The following is an 18025-nucleotide window of genomic DNA, read 5'->3' as shown; positions in this document are numbered from 1 at the left end:
TTTAATAGCGAATTATTGGTTTAAAACATTTACAAAAGCCTCTAAAAATCTGTCGGCATGTGCTTTGGTCAAATTTAAAGCAGGTAACAACCTTACCACATTTGGTTTAGCTTCGCCTGTAAAAATATGGTGTTTAAATAAAAGGTCTTTACGCGCGTTTGATAGCTCCTCTGGTAATTCAATACCGATCATCAGGCCCCGGCCACGTACTTCTTTAACTTGCTCCAGTTTATTAAGCTCCTTGATCAGGTATTCGCCAATGGTTGCCGCGTTTTGCATCAGGTTGTCCTGCTCCATCACTTCCAATACGGCTAAACCGGCCGCGCAAGCCAAATGGTTGCCGCCAAAGGTGGTGCCCAACATACCATAAGCGGGTTGTATTTTTGGTGAGATAATGATGCCACCAACCGGGAAACCATTACCCATGCCTTTTGCCATGCTGTAGATATCGGCATTAACACCGGCAAAATCCTGCGAGAAGAACTTACCGGTACGCCCATAACCACATTGAACAGAATCGGCTATGAAAACCGCGTTATGCTGATCGCACAATGAACGGATCTTTTGCAGGAAACTTTCCGGAGCTACCTGTATACCGCCAACACCTTGTATACCTTCAATAATAACGGATGATATTTCGTTTCCGTGATCCGCAAAAGCTTGCTCCAAAGCAGTTTCATCAGCCCATGGTAAAAATATTACATTGTCTGTCTCATTTATAGGGGCTACGATCTTGGGATTATCAGTAACAGCAACCGCCAAAGAGGTACGACCATGAAACGCTTTTCTAAAAGCGATCGCTTTCTTCTTTCCATTGTAAAACGAGGCCAGTTTTAAAGCATTCTCATTGGCTTCGGCACCTGAGTTGCACATAAATAACTGGTAATCATCTTTGCCGGATACTTTACCTAATTTAGTTGCCAGTTCTTTTTGAATAGGGATCTCGATAGAGTTAGAATAAAAACCCAATTGATGAAGCTGATCTTCCAACCGTTTTACATAGTGCGGATGAGTATGACCGATAGATATTACCGCATGGCCACCATACATATCCAGATACTCTTTATCGTGGTTATCATAAACCAGGCTGCCCTGGCCTCTTACTATATTTATGGGGTTAACAGGATATACGTCGAATAAATTCATATTATTTAAGCTAAAAGCGGAAGGCTGAAAGCGAAAAGCTTTTTACTTCCTTAGTGTTTTAATAAGGCCAATCAGCATGGCTTTTACTTCGTTAATTATTGTATTTGTTTGCTGATACAATTGTTCGTCAACATATGACAAATCCCGACACATTAAGCAGCAATATTCTAACTCATGTGCAGATCCTAAGGCCTGATCTAAGAAGCGTGCAAAATCAACTTCTGTATTTCTTCCGCATCCTTCCACTATATTAAGTGGAAGGGAATAAGAGGCCCGCTTAGTTTGACTCATCAAATCAAATTGTTCACTTTTCGGGAATTTAGGAAGTAATGTTAAGTAGATGAACATATTAAGTTCATGCGCTTTTTTCCATACTTCGTATTTTTTATAATCCCTCATATTTTTATTGGGGCAACAGCTTTTAGCTTTAAGCCTTCTACTTTTAGCTTAAAAAGCGGTCGCCTTAAGTCGTAGCCCTGCGCGCTCATCTAAGCCAAATAACAAATTCATGTTTTGTACTGCCTGGCCAGAGGCGCCTTTAAGTAAATTATCCAGTATGCTGATGATTAATAGTTTGCCCTCGTGTTTACTCACCTGAATAAAACACTTGTTGGTATTCACGATCTGTTTCAAGTCGATATTGCGATTGGTTATATGAGTAAAAGGGTGCCCTTCATAGTAGTTTTTATACAACTCCAAAGCTTTCTCTTCATTCAAGTCACTTTCTGTATACATCGAAGCGATTATGCCACGGGTAAAATCGCCGCGATAGGGTATAAAGTTGATAGCTTTATTGAAATCGCCCTGTAATTGTTTTAACGACTGACCTATTTCATTTAAATGCTGATGGTTAAAAGCTTTATAAACAGATAGGTTATCATTACGCCAGGTGAAGTGAGAAGTAGGAGCTAAACTTTGGCCCGCACCGGTTGAACCGGTTGTCGCCGCCACATGTACCTCATTATTTAATATACCTTTTGAGGCCAAGGGTAATAAGCCTAATTGCAAACAGGTAGCAAAGCAACCCGGATTAGCAATATTATCAGCCGTTTTTATGGCTTCGCGATTTAACTCTGGTAATCCGTATACAAAGCTTTTATTCTTAAACTTTGAACTTTGACTTAGCCTAAAATCCTGGCTCAGATCGATTATCTTGATGTGATCCGGAATAACAGTTGACTCCAGGAATTTCTTAGCATCGCCATGACCAACACACAGGAAAAGCACATCGATGGCAAATGACAATTCACCGGTAAAACGCAGATTCGTTTCACCAAAAAGATCGGTATGAACTTCGTAAACGTAATTACCCGTATTGCTATTGCTGTTTACAAAAGCTATCTCCACATCGGGATGGTTGATCAGTATACGCAACATTTCGCCGCCAGTATATCCTGCACCACCTATAATTCCCGCACGTACTTTATTTGATGTTAATCCTGTCATGGTTGGTTGATGGATAAGAATATAAAATAAACTCCAGGTCGCTCCGGTCATTATTACTTATAAAGTGCTTTTGACCAGGCAAAATCTCTATTCCTTGTTCGGGCTTTAATTCGGTCACATTACCGTCGATGGTGAATGTGGCCCTGCCTTTTAAAATAAAGAATACCTGTGTAGCTTTTTCGTGATAATGCAACTGCTCGGCTGTATCCGGCGGCATTAATTCCTGTTTAACAGACAATGCCTCGGTATCAATAAAAGTCCAGCCGTGACAGTCATCACCCCAATTATAATGCTTTAAACATTCGCCTTTTGAAAAAGCTGTATTAATCATTCTGTGATTGATTATTAACCTTGTGATAGATCATGACCTGGTTGCCAAATATTTTAGAAAACCCTTTTACATCCTCGCCAGACCATGAATTATTCATTTCGCCATAGCTGCCAAATTTGTTCGACATCAGGTCGTGTTCCGACTCGATACCTATTACCTGGAAGCGATACGGATACAGTTGTACAAATACCTTGCCGCTTACGTTTTGCTGGGTATCGCTTAAGAAAGCTTCCATATTACGCATAATAGGATCGTGGAATTGTCCTTCATGCAGCCAGTTGCCGTAGAAAGTAGATAATTGATCTTTCCAGGTCAGCTGCCATTTGGTCAATACATGTTTCTCCAAAGTATGGTGAGCCTTGATAATCACCATTGGCGCAGCGGCTTCAAAGCCTACACGACCTTTAATGCCGATGATGGTATCGCCCACGTGAATATCCCTGCCAATGCCATAAGGCTGCGCAATAGCTTGTAAAGCCTGGATAGCTTTTGTTGGATGATCATATCTTTCTTTATCGATACCCACCAATTCACCTTTTTCAAAAACAAGCTCCAGGTTTTTTACCCCCGATTCGGTAACCTGGGTAGGCCATGCTTCTTCTGGTAATCCTAAGTTAGAAGTAAGGGTTTCTTTACCACCTACCGATGTTCCCCAGATACCTTTATTGATAGAGTACTTCGCTTTTTCAAAGTTCATATCAACACCGTGTTTTTTCAGGTAGTCGATCTCTTCCTCGCGGCTCAGTTTTAAGTCGCGGATAGGGGTGATGATCTGCACTTCTGGTACCAGGATGTTGAAGATCATATCAAAACGTACCTGATCATTACCGGCGCCGGTACTGCCATGTGCTACATATTCGGCACCTATTTCTTTGGCATAGTTAGCTATAGCTGTAGCCTGGCTTACCCGCTCGGCACTTACCGAAAGGGGATAGGTGTTATTTTTTAAAACATTACCATAAATCAAAAAGCGAACACAGGTATTATAAAAGTTCTTGGTTTCATCAACCACGTGGTGCGAGGTAACGCCCATTTTGTAGGCACGTTCTTCAACTCCTTTTAATTCTTCGTCGCTAAAGCCACCGGTGTTTACAATAACGGAGTGAACTTCGTAACCAAGATCCTGTGTTAAATAAATACAGCAAAATGAGGTGTCTAAACCTCCGCTATACGCTAATACTACTTTTTTCTTCATCTTTTTTTGAGCTTAAAGCTAAAAGCGGAAGGCTTAAAGCTTTTTCTTTTCAATTTATATGTATTTGTTTTATAGATTTATTTTAATCGTGATCTTGCCCTATTCTTTTCTTGATGGCATTTTCAATACGCTCCAACAGAGTAGCTTTGTGGGTGATCCTTTTCATTTTTTCTTCGTCCTGCTTTTGTTTTTCGGCAGGGTCAAACAGCATGGCGGTGCACATGCAGTTCTTACGCTCCTTGCTCATCAAAATGTCGTAATTAACACAGCTTTTGCAGCCGGCCCAAAAATTCTCGTCCTGGGTAAGCTCTGAGTAGGTAACGGGTTCATATCCCAGTTCGGAATTGATCTTCATTACGGCCAGACCGGTGGTTAAGCCGAATATTTTAGCCTCGGGATATTTAGTTCTGGAAAGCTGGAAAATACGGTGTTTAATGGCTTTTGCCAGCCCAGCTTTACGAAATTGCGGATTAACAATAAGACCGGAATTAGCCACAAAATCGCCGTGGCTCCAGGTTTCAATATAGCAAAAACCGGCCCAGGTACCATCCTTGTGCAGGGCTATAACCGCTTTCCCTTCCAGCATTTTATTGGCTACGTACTCCGGGGAACGCTGGGCTATACCTGTGCCCCGGGCTTTGGCCGATTCGGCCATTTCAACACATATTTGAGGTGCATAGTCTACATGTTGTGCAGTAGCAACCTGAATATCAAAATCTTGTATGGTCATTAAAATAGATATTACCGTTAAATTAATTGGCTTTTAAGGCCTTAATAATTAGATGGTTTTTAAAAGAATAAGTTTAAACACTTTCTTCTTTCGAGGGGTTTTGTTACAGGAAATCAATTCAAACCCGTGGCATATAGGGCCTTCGTCGGGGAGGGCAGCATAAAAAAACAGTTGAAACCAAAGCAGCGGCAGCCGGAGCAAATGTTGCTCTTATTGCGGGCTTATTTAAGCTTTGTAGATTCATTTTTTTGTGGTATTACTGTGTTTTTAATTTGGGTGCAAATTATTGCATAAATTTTTACTTATGCAAGAAAAAAATGATTTAATAACGATAAGATTATATTCCGTTTTTTATGAGTTATAAAATACTGATGATCGGATACCATAACCGCAGACTTTTTAAACCTTAAATTTTAACAATTTTTAATCAAAAACAGGGTAAAAACGTGTGACTTTTACCCCATTTAACTAAATTTTAATGCCGTTTTAACACTTTTTAACAAATTTTTGATGGGTTTTGAAAGGTTTAAAAAGTATTAAATAGCTGACTGTTAAATAACTAAATGAAAAACGGTCTGTTTTTGATCTGTTTTGTCCTTTAACTAAACAGCCCGGTTCTCTGAATAAAGGAGAACCGGGCTGGCAATTATATAAATATACTCAAATTTTTTGTCTTTTCAAAGCTTGCTTCCCTGCGGAGGTAGGGATGGTAATAGAGCTTTTAAAATTGGGGGTTATTTCTTTTCTTCAAACTTATCCAGAACAAATCTCAGTTTTCTGTCGGGGTCTTGTACGCTTTCGGCAGTGAGGGTAACTTTTCCGTCCTTGCCTTCAATGGTGAGCACATAATCTTTTTCGCCGCCCCCGTCTTCATCGCTGATAGTGGTGTTGATCACCGATTTTCCTTCCTTAAATGGCGTTTTCCAATCGCAGGTGTTTGATTTGATGGTTCCCGTAAGGGTTTGCTTTCCGTTTTCAATATTAACTGATATTTTTTTGTCGATTATCTCGATAACGGTTTGCTCATCGACAGCCCGCTCCAGGTTATTACTACCATCCAGGTGTTCTGTTTTTGAAGTTATCAGGCTTAATTTTTTGTCGCATTGTGCCAGGCACACGGTACTGCAGGCCAATAACAGTAGCAGTGCAATAATGGTTGATTTCATGGTTTTTGCTTTATGTGGTTTAAAACTGAAATAAAGATACGTGCTTTAAATAGTAATATGCAATACATAGTACTATTTAATAAAATTAAAAGTAATAACTATCTGATAATGAATAGATAAATTATTCAGATGATATGTGTTACGGGAAGATAGATGTCTGATCAGCGTTTGTTTACAATGCCATTGATGATCATATCGGCGTGGATACGCGAGTTTTCGATAAACCACAGGTGAGTATCTAAACCACCACAAACTACACCGGCCAGGTAAAGGCCGGGCAGGTTGGTCTCCATGGTTTCGGGGTTGTATTGGGGGATGAATTTATCTTCGGACAGTACAATGCCCAACTTCCGGAGGAAATCAAAATTAGGTTTGTAGCCTGTCATGGCCATTACATAATCATTGGGGATGGTTACCAGGCCATCGGGGGTTTGGATATTTACCTCGTATTGGCGAATGGCCTGCAGGTTGGAATTGAAATAAGCTTTGATGCTGCCTTCCTTAATCCGGTTGATGATATCGGGCCGTACCCAGTATTTTACCCGGCTGCTTACCTCGCTGCCACGGATCACTAAAGTAACTTCGGCACCTTTACGATAGGTTTCCAATGCCACATCAATAGCCGAGTTGCTGGATCCTACCACTACCACCTTTTGCAGGGCATAAAAATGCGGATCCTGGTAATAGTGTTTTACCTTGGGCAAATCTTCGCCCGGAATATCCAGATTAACCGCTATATCATAAAAACCGGTGGAAAGGATCACCCTTTTAGCCTCATAAGTAGCTTTGCTGGTAGTTATAGTATATGCTCCGTTTTGTGGGGCAACATTAGTTACTTCCTCAAACAGGTTGATGGGTAAATGATTGGAAAGCGCCACTCTACGATAATACTCCAAAGCATCGGCACGGGTTGGTTTATTGTGCACGGTTACAAAAGGTACCCCACCGATCTCCAGCTTTTCTGAAGTAGAAAAAAAGGTCATGGTTGATGGGTAATTATACAGCGAATTAACCAGGCAGCCTTTTTCAATAATAACAAAGCTTAAACCGGCTTTTTGAGCGGCCAAACCGCAAGCTAAACCAATGGGGCCACCACCTATAATGAGTATATCGAGCATGTTGCGAAGATAGGCAGTTTAGGGTTTTGCAGGAAGTAATATCGAATAATGAATTTTGAATGCCGGATATCGAAGTGATATTACCCAAAAAACATAAGCTTCAGTAAAATGTGTGATGCGTTGATAACACAGATCATAAGCTAAATATGCTTATCAATTATATTTAAATGAATATATTTGATAGCGTATTATCTATTAACTAACCTTGAAAAATATGAAAAGTAGACTTTTAGTACTATCAGCACTTTTTCTTTTTCTTACTTCTTTTACTAATAAGAACGATTTAACGAGGGATTATAAAAGAAAACCAGATTTATTTCAAATTGGCTATTTCACAGTCAACGGGCAAGAGTATGACGCGTACGGATCTGCTCCTGGCGGTGGCAGCGTTTATAAGCTATATAAAACAGACAATAATCAAAATGATGTTAGTTTAGTATATAGCTGGACGGGTACATATACCAGCGCGCATTTGATAGACGTCAACTTTCGGCTCACTTCGGGAGGAGCATTATTGCATTTTGCCGGATCTTGCTGGTACTAATATGTCTTTCTTGCTCCAGCGAGATTAGCTTAGCGTATCTTGTGGGAGGCATGGTTAAAGCCTCCGGCTTATACGTTCAGCTAAAAGCTGAAACCATGATCACCGCGGGTTGGAAACCTGCGGTGGCGGTAATATTTTTTCTGAACCGGGATTAAACAGATTTTTGGGATCACAGGATTCTTTTCTAAATCGTGGGAATACTTTAATCCAAAGAAGCCAGGTTCGGACAATCCCGCGTAAAAGACCTTTCCTCGCACCTCGTTCGAGATGACAGTTTTGTTTTATATCTAGCTAATTGCCTTTTGTCATGCTGAACGGAGTGAAGCATCTGTTGTACATCAGGCATATTGAAGAAGATCCTTCGCTATGCTCAGGATGACAGCCGGTTTAGTTGTGGTAGATGTGGATGCTGAAGTAAATTTCGTTATTCGATATTGGTCATCCGGTGTTCGATATTTGTCAATCGACGGTGCGCAGGTGGCTCGATCAAAATTTAGGGCATAAAAAAGGGTAAGCTACTTTTATCGCGCCGCTCAACTCTCTACCCTTGCTGTGTTCCCACCCTGGGGGAGTTCAAGAGGAGCTGGCCGTAAAAGACTTACCCCGGCGCAAATATAGAAAAAGGTTTGCTTATGGTTAATAAATTGTTAAAAAAGATAATTGATTATCGTTTAGGTGATTAGCCCTCGTTGCGCCGCCAATTGGTATAAACACGGGTTAAGCGGCTAGTATTTTTTTGCTAAAAGGGATCGTTTTATGCACTTTATAGCGGTCGTTTTTGTTATCCACTTCCTTTTCCAATATGGTTAAGCAATCAGCCAAAAAGGCATCCCGGTATTCCATTTCCTGAAAATAAGGCCATAATTTATTAAAGGAGGCTACCGGTATATTCCGGGCAATGGTGAGGTGCGGCGTAATTCTCCGGGTTTTCATTCTTAAGGCGCCTTTAACCTGGTTAAACCAGTCTTCGGTGGTTTTATCCAGATCAACCCGGGCATATATCGTCCTTAAATTGGGGCCATGCTTAAAAAAGTCGAACCCATTGATCCGGAGTTTATGCTGTGGTATGGTTCTGACTTTAAAGCCCACCATTTCATAAAAAGGGGTAAGCAACAGCGGTTTTAGTGTAAGCTGGTGTACCTCATCCCTGAATGATTCGATAGTAATATGTGCCTGCGCGTACATCCCCGGAAATTTTCCGATGCGTTTTACGCATTCCTGTTTAAACGAGCCAACTTTTTTATCCACGTGCTCCGGCGCGGAAATAACGGTAAGATAATCTTTGTTGTTCATGACGTTGGTTTAAAATAGATTTATCTGATCCTGGATATGGTTATCCGCGGCGGCCTGTTTGTGAAGGATAGCCTCCGCGGTATTGGCTACAGCTTTTTTGTTCTTAAATTCAAAGACATTAAAAGGCTGCCATTGCGGTTCATGCGCAAATGTTTCGCGTTTGAGCATAATGAGCTCATTTACCCAAAATGGTTCTACCAGTTTTTTATGGCGGAAGTTTGGCCACAAGCGTTCAAAATCAGATCCGGCAATATCCCGGGTCACGGTAATATGCGGAACAATGGTTTTGCGGATCTTGAGTACCCTTTTAAGCTGTGTAAACCACTCATCAACAGCAGGAGTGACCCTGATGTGAGCATAAATGGTCATCCGGTTATGCAGATGCTGGAAGTATTTAAATCCATCCACGTGTAATAAAGCAGGCGGCAGCTCATTCAGACTTTTTTTTATCCGATTCAGGTTGGTTTCTTCCATGAAGGGTTTCTGCCGTTCCAGGTGATGAACAGAAATATGTGCCGGTGAATTCACACTTTTATAATTGCCAATTAATTTAGCCGAAGCCTTTTTATAACGGGCAATTTCCTGCTTAATAGCTTCAGGAGGCGAAAGCAGGAATAAATAGTCTTCGTACATATACATAACGGCCGGTTTTTGATGAATCAAAAATACTAATATTTTTAGTAAAATGGTAATTTTGTTAAACTAATCCAGGGAACCTGTATTCAGGAGTTTTTTTTATCAATAACCTTTATGAAATAGCTATTTGCGGATGATAAGTTGTAGGGATACGGCTTTATTAAGTTTATACCTATCCCTGGTTTTCAACTTCAGAATTCTGTAATGGTCAAAGTATTATTAAAATGAGTTGGGTATAGGTAACACGTAATAAAATGGATTTTATCCATAAGTAAGATAAAATAAGCCAATTAAGTACCTGTTAAGTGAAATATAAATTAAATACATCTGTATTATTAATCAATAATTAAATAAATATTTTATAAATTATATTTTAATTTATTATTATATAAATACTAAACTTTTTTTTAATCATACTATTATTTTGAATATTTTTTTAATATATTGTTCACGGATATATTATTAATGTCAATTTGACAGTAAATTTAAATTAACTACTAACGAAAAATAAAACCAAACAAAATGAAAACAAACCTTAATGAAAAATCACTTCTAATTGGCCTACTAGCCATGTTTATGCTTTACGGATGTTCTAAATCCGAAAAAATTAATCCGGTAAAATCGCAGGAACCGGATGTAAATGCATCAACACAACCAGGCTCACATGTATATGGGTTATTGCCTACATCAAAAGCAGAATATGAAAGTGTGCCTAAGTTTTCAATGGAAGCATTCAGATCAAAATTTAATTTGAATGCTGTATCTACCCCGGCACCTCCAGTAGTTACCTTAACAACCCCCGACATCAGAGATCAGGGGCAAATAGGTTCATGTACTGGTTTTTGCGGGACCGAAGCTTATGAAATTGCGTATAAGTATAAATATGGATCATTTCCTACATTGCTGAGCCCTGCTTTTCTGTATTATGAAGAAAGGGTAAATATTGAAGGTTATAGAATAAATGCCGATCCCGGAGCTAACATGGTTAATATTGGCCAGGCGCTAACAAAGTACGGAATAACAACCGAGGCTTTAATGCTTTACCCAAACCCGGCTGCAACAACAACAGCAGCTTACAAAACCAAGCCAACTTCAACAGCAATTTCAACCGCGCTGAATTATAAAATAAGTAATTACACCTATATTAATCCAGGTGATACAGCCGCTGTTAAAACTTGTTTAAGGGCCAACATACCTGTAATGATGGGTTTTACCGTGTATGATAATGCATCGGCAGGTTATCCTTATTTTGAGGCGCTAAATACCTCAAGTTATACCTACAATCCTTTAACCAGTGGCGGTGCTATTGTTAGCGGAGCTAAAGTAATGGGAGGCCATGCCGTTCCGATCATTGGATATGATGATACAAAAAAAGCATTCCTTGTTCAAAATTCATGGGGTAGCAGCTGGGGAAATAAGGGCTTTTTCTATATGCCATATACCGTATTCAGCAACACTAATATTGTAACGAGCGGAGATCTTTATTATCTGTCTCTTTAATCTTTAGTAAAATATTATTAGTATCGACACCTTCGTTTGGTAGTTAATTCAAAAGGTGGTTCTTATACAGAACCACCTTTTTTAATTTTATAAATTACTAAAAATATTAGTATTTTTGTACATGGATGTTAAGCGGCATATTGTACATATCGACCTTGATTCCTTCTTTGTATCGGTTGAGCGCAAGTTTGACCCCAGCCTGATAGGCAAGGCGGTGATCATTGGCGGCTCGGTTGACAGGGGAGTGGTATCCTCATGCAGCTATGAGGCGCGTGCGTATGGTGTACACTCGGCTATGCCCACCCGGCAGGCGGTAAAGCTTTGTCCGCATGCTATTGTGCTTCATGGCAGTCATGGCCGCTATTCTGAGGCCTCACGCGAGGTTACCCAGATTATCCATGACTCAGTGCCCCTTTATCAAAAAACATCCGTAGATGAGTTTTATATCGATTTGACGGGTATGGAGCGCTTTCATGATTGTTACCAGATAGCTACCAATCTGCGCCAGAAAGTGATCCGCGAAACAGGTTTACCTATTTCCTTTGGTATGGCATCGGGTAAAACCGTAGCGAAAATGGCCACCAACCAGGCCAAACCCAACGGGCAGTTATACATTAAACATGGGGAGGAAATGGCTTTTTTAGCGCCATTGCCTATTAGTAAAATACCGGGCCTGGGTGAAAGTACCTGTCAGAAAATGTATCAGTATGGCATTGAAAAGATCGGCGATCTGCAACGAACCAATATTCGTTTCCTGGAGGCCGTTTTTGGCAAGGCTGGTAAATATTTATGGGAAAAGGCCCATGGTATCGATCACAGTGAGATCGTACCGCACAGCGACCGCAAATCGATATCTACCGAGCATACATTTTTCAGCAATGTGAACGATCAGCGTACGCTTGAAAATATACTGGTATCTATGACCGAAGAATTATCGGGTAAACTACGCCGGGAGAATAAACTATCCTCCTGCATGGCCATCAAGATCCGTTATGCTAATTTTGAGACCCATACCCAGCAGCAAAAAATACCGCTTACCGCGGCCGAGCATATCCTGATCCCCGGTGTTAAAAACCTGCTCAAAAAAGCCTGGAACCAGTACCGGCCTATCAGGTTGATAGGCGTAAGGCTGAGTGACCTTTGTACCGGCAGTTACCAGATCAACTTATTTGAGGATAATGAAGAGCAGATCAGGCTTTATCAGGCTATGGATAAGATCAATTTTAAGTTTGGCGATAAAACCGTGTGCCGCGCCGCCGGCATGGAAATAGGCACACGCAATTTTAACCCATTTATGAAAGGCTGATAATGAGAATCAAGATATTAGAGTCAAGAACCAAGAAAATCATAACCTGCGATAGGTTAAGGGGTATTTAGGCATATCAACAATAAATACTTTTTGCCTTGATTCTTGACTCTAATATCTTGATTCTTGATCCGCACTTGTAACTTTAAGCTCCCTTTCGGCCATAAAAGCGAAGGAATCGCGGTAGTCAACAGGTAGTTTGTCACCTTTAAATTTGAAGTGGTATGGTGTCCCGGTGCCAATACCTTTTATGGTCAATTGGTTATTACCCCTGTATTCGAACCAACGGGTGGGCTGGTCTGTAGGTGCTTTTTGCGCATGCACTTCCACAGTTGGTTGGCTTTTGGTGTTTTTTTCTTCCGCCAGCCAGGCTTGTCTTTTTTTTCCGCAGCAATTCATATCATTATTCTTTTTTGTCGGTTAATTTAAATAGCAGGCAGGCCGCTCCCGAGAGTGCCAGCCAGGTGATGATACCCTGTAACCATTGGCTGCAAAGCAAAACGGCAAAAGGTATGGCCACCCACATACTGAGGCAGTAAAAGCAGTCGAGCAGGTCTCCGAAGAAACCCTGCCCGAAAAGCTTTCTGAATTTGATCACGATATCAAATGGCCCATCTTCCTGTGAAAATAAATGCGAGATGCGCCAAATGGCCAGCGTGCAAATTATAAAACCGGTGACGTTAACATCTGTCATGGATTAAGACGTTCCATCATGATTTGTGAACTGATAGGATTAGGACTTGAGGTACCGGTGTTATACCCATTGGTAACCCGTTGGCTGGCGGTTAAACCAAAAGAATAAATAGTAAAATACTCGCCGGTTTTGATCCAGCCATCACCAGCAAGGGTAGGTTGTATCTCTACGCTCACCAGGCCAGGATTGCTGTAATCGTCCTGCGTGCCTTTGTAGCCAGGACAGGCATCATGAACATTTGCCGGATTTGACCCTCCCGGAAATGTATGTGACCCGGTAATGGTAAAGTCGCCCTCGATGTTGGCATTCAAGTCGAGCGCTGTTCCTGGACATCTTCCCATGCCCAGACTATAAGCGTTCACAAAGCCGTATGGGTCATTGACTTCAAATGAAAATACGATTGGTGTTTTCATTTGAGCATCAGTGAGACGGTACAATCCGCAACCTCCGCTTACAATGGTTGAATCATTGAAGCTGGCGCCTGTCATCTGGAATTGCAGACCTTTATTATGGATATAAAGAGCGATAAGGTCGGTAGCGTTGCTTACATGAGCGCCCGCGGCATCATAGCCATCAACCCGCACATAAAATGTTCCAGGGGTGGTTATGCCCGCTATGACATCATAAAGCGCGGTGTTCAATTGCATATAACGGTCGAAGTTGGAAAACTCCCAGTCAATACCATCTACAAATATTTGTCGTTGGATGTTCATATAAGCCGGAACCACACCATTTAAGGTGCCGCCCACAGCCGGATAAAACGGACCTACATCGTCGCCGATATAATTAGGCAGGTTGCGTTTGGAGAATTTGGGATGCTTATAATTCTGACTTACATAAGTCCAGCCCGATGTTCCTGCACGATTAACCCGGATAGTGTACCACCTGACCTTGTTATCGACAGCGGTTTTGGAAGCATCATACATACAGCCACGCATATCGATAGTACCATTCCAGGCGGCGCATTCTACATGAAAGCCGGCAAGTGAACTGTTAACCGATATTACCCCGTTCGATTCCAGGTAATTAGAATCGCCATAACGACGTAATGAGGTAGCTGATGTGGAAGCTAAAGTGTTTTGGTTACCACCAAGGAAAACATTGCCCAAACTGCCGATGAGGTTGCCATTAAAGCAGGCTGATGAAACGTGTACGGTGGATTCAGGTAAACACAGGTCGATTCTTCTCAGGTTTTGAATGTTGTAGTAAGGTGCGCTTTCAAACAACACCTGGTAAGGCGAATACCCTGTTACTTTTACGATAACATCCGGGTACAATACCGTGTTGATATCTTCGCCCGGGCCAACGTCCGATGCATCTTCCAAACCCGGGAAGGTCATATCAAAACTAAAACGGAAGATATAATTTCCGTTCATGTCGGTAATGGTATCACCCAGTAAGCGCCTGTCGCCGGTACCAGTGTAAGCACCGCCGAGCAATTCGGAACCCGTACGGTCGTACTCTTCAAAGGTGAGGGTTAAATTGGAACCAGGTCCGCTTAAGCAATATCTGTACAAACCACCGATATTTTTAGCCAGTGAAATATTTTCTGCCGATTGTGCCAATATTTGTTTGGAAGCTACAGCAGGGGTAGAAGATACCAACTGAAAATTACTGGCCGCGAATGGAGAAACGCTTTCATCCGCCGCTTTGAGATTTCTTTTTGTTTCCACAGGAGCACTTCGGGTATACTGTAACGCGGTATTAGCTTGTGTGGCTTCGTTGGTGAGGTCAAAAACTATCGGTTTAAAGTATGGTGCCGGATCGGGTGGGTTAACCGGGCCGGGTATACGCTCAGGATAATACTTATTGATATAATCCTTGAGTAAAGGATTTTTTAATGCCTGTAACAGTCCCGGATAGGTATCGATCACATATGGGAACCTTCGGCAGGGATTAAAAATGCACGAGCCGCTGTAAAGCGTTACATTACCATAAACAATAAAATCGTTAATATTTACCGGGGCAGAACAAGTAAGCACCAGGTCGTCAAAGTCGGTATCATTACCCGCATCGTTCGATTGGATATCAAAAACATAATTGCTCCCTACTTGGTGCGGAAAGGTGAGTTTGGTTTCTGATGCCTGGAATCCTGTACCCGGATCGTTTTGAATGGTAATAGACCATTGAGCCCCGGTTACAAAAACAGAAGTACCTGGTGTGCCCGGATGAGTGCCATTGGCTGATGTAGCCCCCTGAACCACAAAACGCTGTGGAAAAGCGGCCCCTTTTGATTTTACGGTAACTGTCCAGTTACCTTGCATTGCAATTATCATAGCTATTGGTTTTAATTGAGCTTACTCTTGGTTCGGATTTTCGGCTTACTCCACTGCTTATTACTAATTGGTACTGAAGCGACAGGGATGCTGTTAGGGCCGGCATTCGCTCGCGGTTGTGTTATTATTCATAAAATGTTAATACACTTAGGCTGATGTAAAATTAGGTGCACGTTACAAGAATCAGGTTAGTATTTATACGCGATATGGCAAGTAGTTTTACCCGAAATGCGTGTGGTATCAACGTCAAAGAAGTGAGGTGTTCTCGTCTTTTTTACCATTGGTCAAAGGGTAAATACCATTGGTCAAACTGATTTTATTAGATTGTGCGAGGTGACTTCTTTTGAATAAAAAAGAAAACATCATGGAAACCACACAACGTCAAAGCTATCTGGACTGGTTAAGAATACTGTCAATTGTAGGTGTATTGTTTTTTCATTCGGCTATGCCCTTTGTTGCCGAAGATGACTGGCATATCAAAAACGCCCAAACCAGCAACCTTCTGATGGAATCAAATCATTTTTTACACCTTTTCCGGATGCCGCTGCTCTTTTTTATATCAGGCACGGTGAGTTATTATATGATGCAGCGCCGGTCGACTCTAAGCTTTATTGGCCTGCGTTTTCGCCGTTTGTTTATTCCGCTTTTGGTAGGCATGTTCATTATCGTTCCGCCGCAGATCTTTATGGAGCGGTTGGTACATGGTTATAAAGGCGGTTTTTGGGATTGGTATCCGAGTGTATTTAATTTTGTACCATATCCAAAGGGCGGTAGTTTCAGTTGGCACCACTTGTGGTTTATTGCCTACCTGTTTATTTACGATCTGATATTTGCACCCATGTTTGCCTGGTTGATCTCGCCCAAAAGTGATGGATTTAAGCAGAAACTGGCTGCGTTAGCTCAGGGTAAATGGGTGTACCTGTTAATGCTGCCCGGTATCATCTGGTTTACTTTTACCAGCTGGCAGCTACCCGAAACAAATGATCTTATCCACGATGGTTGCTACTTTGTTTACTGGCTGTTTTTTGTTTTAGTGGGTTTTATATGTATTACGCAGCCTAAACTGATGGATAGCCTGGAACGTAACCGCCGATTTGCCTTAACTATAGGTTTTTTAAGCCTGATGATGTGGGAAGTTATGAGGTGGAATAAAATAGAGCCGCAGCATGAAAATTGGCCCTTCCATCATATACTATTTTCATATGCTTTTACAGCGTTGAGGCCTGTCATAGCATGGGGATGGGTATTGGCGTTGGTGGGCTATGGTAAACATTACTTTAACCGTAGCCATAAGGTGTTAAACTATCTGAACCAAGCGGTGTACCCATTTTATATATTACACCAAACGGTGATCGTGCTGGTGGTGTATTATATAGTACAAACGCCTAATGAAAGTATCCTGTCCAAATATATTTATACCGTTGGGATCACCTTTTTTGTAACCGTGTTAACCTATCATTTACTGATACGCCCTTATGCTTTAACCCGGTTCTTGTTCGGCATGAAACCTAAGGACAAACCCAAACCGGTGATAGAGGCACCAACAGAAGAAATACGGGCCGTTGTAACACTTTCTACCTGAAATTTATAACTTAACCTTATGAAATTTTTCCGGAAATATATTTTTCCTGCGTTATATGGTTTACTGGTATATTTTACGGTCAGGCTATTGCATGATACCGATATTGGCCAGCGTTTTTGGGAAAGGGATTTTTATATCAATGGCATTGAAATGGTCTGTTCGATATTGGTAGGCTATTCGGCTATCAATCTTTTTGAATGGCTTTTCAGATACTATGACAGGCGCTGGCCAATGCAGTTATCCTATCGGGGCGTAGTACGGGAACTCATCATATTAGTATGTGCAGACCTGGTATTGGTAAACGTTGTATTTGTTCCAATGGTTATAATCCTGCACATAAAGCAGGGCATAGAGCTAATTCCCTGGGCAGATGTAGCCGATATTAATATGATACCCACTTTGTACGCTATTGTTTATTACGGTATTGCACGCAGCAGAACCTGGTTAAAGGCCTATGTAAATAATAAAATGCAATTGGAAAAATTAACCAATGATCACCTGGAAACTGAGCTGAAGTTTCTGAAAGCACAATATCATCCGCATTTTTTGTTCAACGCGCTTAATACCATTTATTTTCAGATGGATGAAGACGTGGCTGGTGCTAAAAAAAGCACAGAACTGTTTTCGAGTTTGCTGAGGTATCAGCTTTATGATCAGCAGCAACAAGTAGCTATTAAACAGGAACTGGAATATCTGCAAGACTATATTCAGCTACAAAAGATAAGGGCCAGCCAGAAAATGCGTTTGACGGTGTTTTTTGATGAAGGGCTTGCCGACCAGCTGGTGTATCCTTTACTTTTGCTCCCCTTGGTGGAGAATGCTTTTAAATATATTGGTGGCGGTTATAAAATTGATATTTCAGCTTATATCAATGAAAAAGGTCTGTTATTTAAAGTATATAATGATGTACCTGCGACCATGAAGGTAGCAGGCAACTTTAGCGGCATCGGGCACGAAAACTTAAAAAGGCGTTTGGAGTTACTTTACCCAAACAAACATCGCCTGATAGCTGGTGGCGAAGCCGATAGTTATATTGCACAATTAGAGTTAGAATTTTAGAAC

The 18025-nt window shown here is 41.3% G+C and carries 18 protein-coding genes and 1 other RNA gene; 5 read left to right on the top strand and 14 right to left on the bottom strand.

Annotated features, from left to right (window positions below):
* Window positions 1-12: 12 nt before the first annotated feature.
* The 8 genes from BLR84_RS11340 to BLR84_RS11305 all read right to left on the bottom strand — a co-directional run bounded on the left by BLR84_RS11340 (window position 13) and on the right by BLR84_RS11305 (window position 7132).
* Window positions 13-1146, bottom strand: a complete 1134-nt coding sequence (locus BLR84_RS11340) for an aspartate aminotransferase family protein (protein WP_090467999.1) — start codon at window positions 1144-1146, stop codon at window positions 13-15.
* A 42-nt stretch (window positions 1147-1188) separates the two neighbouring features.
* Window positions 1189-1545 carry a four helix bundle protein gene (locus BLR84_RS11335; protein ID WP_090467997.1) on the bottom strand — a complete coding sequence of 119 codons (357 nt, stop codon included), beginning with the start codon at window positions 1543-1545 and terminating at the stop codon, window positions 1189-1191.
* 48 nt (window positions 1546-1593) lie between these two features.
* Window positions 1594-2592 (bottom strand): N-acetyl-gamma-glutamyl-phosphate reductase, encoded by a 999-nt coding sequence (gene argC / locus BLR84_RS11330; RefSeq protein WP_090467995.1) that lies wholly within the window; start codon window positions 2590-2592, stop codon window positions 1594-1596.
* Window positions 2570-2923: a cupin domain-containing protein gene (locus BLR84_RS11325; protein WP_090467993.1), complete on the bottom strand. Its 354-nt coding sequence runs from the start codon at window positions 2921-2923 to the stop codon at window positions 2570-2572. The genes argC and BLR84_RS11325 overlap by 23 nt, the downstream gene beginning before the upstream one ends.
* A complete protein-coding gene (gene argG / locus BLR84_RS11320; protein WP_090467991.1) occupies window positions 2916-4118 on the bottom strand; it encodes an argininosuccinate synthase in 1203 nt (400 codons plus the stop codon). Before argG ends, BLR84_RS11325 begins: the two co-directional genes overlap by 8 nt.
* An 82-nt stretch (window positions 4119-4200) precedes the next feature.
* Window positions 4201-4848, bottom strand: a complete 648-nt coding sequence (locus tag BLR84_RS11315; protein WP_090467989.1) for an N-acetyltransferase — start codon at window positions 4846-4848, stop codon at window positions 4201-4203.
* Between the two features lie 734 nt (window positions 4849-5582).
* Window positions 5583-6014: a hypothetical protein gene (locus BLR84_RS11310; protein WP_090467987.1), complete on the bottom strand. Its 432-nt coding sequence runs from the start codon at window positions 6012-6014 to the stop codon at window positions 5583-5585.
* 161 nt (window positions 6015-6175) lie between these two features.
* Entirely contained in the window at window positions 6176-7132 is a 957-nt protein-coding gene (locus BLR84_RS11305; protein ID WP_090467985.1) for a YpdA family putative bacillithiol disulfide reductase, read from the bottom strand.
* Between the two features lie 214 nt (window positions 7133-7346).
* On the opposite strand from BLR84_RS11305, the gene BLR84_RS11300 reads away from it, so the two are divergent.
* On the top strand, window positions 7347-7676 hold the full coding sequence (locus tag BLR84_RS11300) for a hypothetical protein (protein WP_090467984.1): 330 nt from the start codon (window positions 7347-7349) through the stop codon (window positions 7674-7676).
* A 505-nt stretch (window positions 7677-8181) separates the two neighbouring features.
* Here the strand turns inward: BLR84_RS11300 and ffs are convergent.
* From ffs to BLR84_RS11285, 3 genes are all read right to left on the bottom strand, one after another.
* Window positions 8182-8280: signal recognition particle sRNA small type (gene ffs / locus BLR84_RS11295), an RNA gene on the bottom strand.
* Window positions 8281-8393: 113 nt separating this feature from the next.
* Window positions 8394-8969, bottom strand: a complete 576-nt coding sequence (locus tag BLR84_RS11290; protein ID WP_090467982.1) for a 2'-5' RNA ligase family protein — start codon at window positions 8967-8969, stop codon at window positions 8394-8396.
* A 9-nt stretch (window positions 8970-8978) separates the two neighbouring features.
* A complete protein-coding gene (locus BLR84_RS11285) occupies window positions 8979-9608 on the bottom strand; it encodes a 2'-5' RNA ligase family protein (protein ID WP_090467980.1) in 630 nt (209 codons plus the stop codon).
* Window positions 9609-10127: 519 nt separating this feature from the next.
* On the opposite strand from BLR84_RS11285, the gene BLR84_RS11280 reads away from it, so the two are divergent.
* Window positions 10128-11105 (top strand): C1 family peptidase, encoded by a 978-nt coding sequence (locus BLR84_RS11280; RefSeq protein ID WP_090467978.1) that lies wholly within the window; start codon window positions 10128-10130, stop codon window positions 11103-11105.
* Window positions 11106-11226: 121 nt separating this feature from the next.
* The gene (gene dinB, locus BLR84_RS11275; RefSeq protein WP_090467976.1) at window positions 11227-12411 is read left to right on the top strand and encodes a DNA polymerase IV; all 1185 of its coding nucleotides are present in this window, start codon (window positions 11227-11229) and stop codon (window positions 12409-12411) included.
* 111 nt (window positions 12412-12522) lie between these two features.
* Here dinB and BLR84_RS11270 read toward each other — a convergent pair whose 3' ends face one another.
* From BLR84_RS11270 to BLR84_RS11260, 3 genes are read right to left on the bottom strand one after another with little or no spacing between them, the layout of a single operon-like run.
* A complete protein-coding gene (locus BLR84_RS11270; protein ID WP_090467974.1) occupies window positions 12523-12810 on the bottom strand; it encodes a hypothetical protein in 288 nt (95 codons plus the stop codon).
* Between the two features lie 4 nt (window positions 12811-12814).
* Window positions 12815-13105 carry a DUF1360 domain-containing protein gene (locus BLR84_RS11265; protein WP_090467972.1) on the bottom strand — a complete coding sequence of 97 codons (291 nt, stop codon included), beginning with the start codon at window positions 13103-13105 and terminating at the stop codon, window positions 12815-12817.
* Complete coding sequence (locus BLR84_RS11260) at window positions 13102-15381, bottom strand: hypothetical protein (RefSeq protein WP_143013884.1); 2280 nt, start codon at window positions 15379-15381, stop codon at window positions 13102-13104. The genes BLR84_RS11265 and BLR84_RS11260 overlap by 4 nt, the downstream gene beginning before the upstream one ends.
* Window positions 15382-15745: 364 nt before the next feature.
* On the opposite strand from BLR84_RS11260, the gene BLR84_RS11255 reads away from it, so the two are divergent.
* The gene (locus tag BLR84_RS11255) at window positions 15746-16963 is read left to right on the top strand and encodes an acyltransferase family protein (protein ID WP_090467968.1); all 1218 of its coding nucleotides are present in this window, start codon (window positions 15746-15748) and stop codon (window positions 16961-16963) included.
* Window positions 16964-16981: 18 nt separating this feature from the next.
* Window positions 16982-18022: a sensor histidine kinase gene (locus BLR84_RS11250; RefSeq protein ID WP_090467966.1), complete on the top strand. Its 1041-nt coding sequence runs from the start codon at window positions 16982-16984 to the stop codon at window positions 18020-18022.
* The last annotated feature ends 3 nt before the right edge of the window (window positions 18023-18025 follow it).

It is taken from the genome of Mucilaginibacter sp. OK268 (genome assembly GCF_900103125.1).
In the GTDB taxonomy this organism is placed as follows: Bacteria; Bacteroidota; Bacteroidia; order Sphingobacteriales; family Sphingobacteriaceae; genus Mucilaginibacter.
Note: the sequence above shows the minus strand (reverse complement) of the source record. Positions and strands in the feature narration are given on the sequence as shown.